The 763-nt window shown below is 38.3% G+C and carries 1 protein-coding gene; it reads left to right on the top strand.

Going from position 1 to position 763, the window contains the following annotated elements:
• Positions 1 to 763 (top strand): reverse transcriptase domain-containing protein (locus KCX82_RS22860; RefSeq protein WP_264373373.1); only part of this gene is annotated, 763 nt, incomplete at both ends.

The following is a 763-nucleotide window of genomic DNA, read 5'->3' as shown; positions in this document are numbered from 1 at the left end:
GGAAATATGACAGAGGGTGTTGATAACCGGACCATTGACGGTTTTAAATATGAAATGATTGATACTCTGATTGAAAAGCTAAAAACTGAACAGTATTATCCCAAACCCGTTAGAAGAACCTATATTCCGAAAAAGAATGGTAAGACAAGGCCGCTTGGAATACCGTCTTTTGAGGACAAACTGTTGCAGGAAGTCATTAGGCAACTCCTGGAATCAATCTATGAACCGATTTTTAGCGACAATTCACACGGGTTCAGACCGGACAGAAGTTGTCATACCGCATTGTGTCAAATAAAAAACACAATGAGAGGTGCAAATTGGGTCATAGAGGGAGACGTTACAGGGTGCTTTGATAACATTGACCATACGATCTTACTGAATATTTTATCTCAGAAGATAGAAGATGGCCGATTTATTGAGTTAATCAGACGATTTTTAAAAGCAGGATACCTTGAATTTAAGCAAATGCACAGGTCCTTATCAGGCTGTCCCCAGGGTGGAATTATTAGTCCCATTTTATCAAATATCTATCTAAACGAATTTGATAAATACATGGACGAAATCATCAATAAAAATACCAAGGGGAAGAAAAGAAAAAGTAATCCTGAATATCAAAGACTGCGCGGCAAAAGATATACGGCAATAAAAAAAGGGAATCTTGAAGAAATCAAAAGATTGACAAAGGTGATACAGAGCATACCGTCATTAGACCCCATGGACAGTAACTTTACGAGGGTAAAGTATGTGCGTTACGCCGATGACT

The organism is Sinanaerobacter chloroacetimidivorans, assembly GCF_018128545.1.
GTDB classification, from domain to species: domain Bacteria; phylum Bacillota; class Clostridia; order Peptostreptococcales; family Anaerovoracaceae; genus Sinanaerobacter; species Sinanaerobacter chloroacetimidivorans.
Note: the sequence above shows the minus strand (reverse complement) of the source record. Positions and strands in the feature narration are given on the sequence as shown.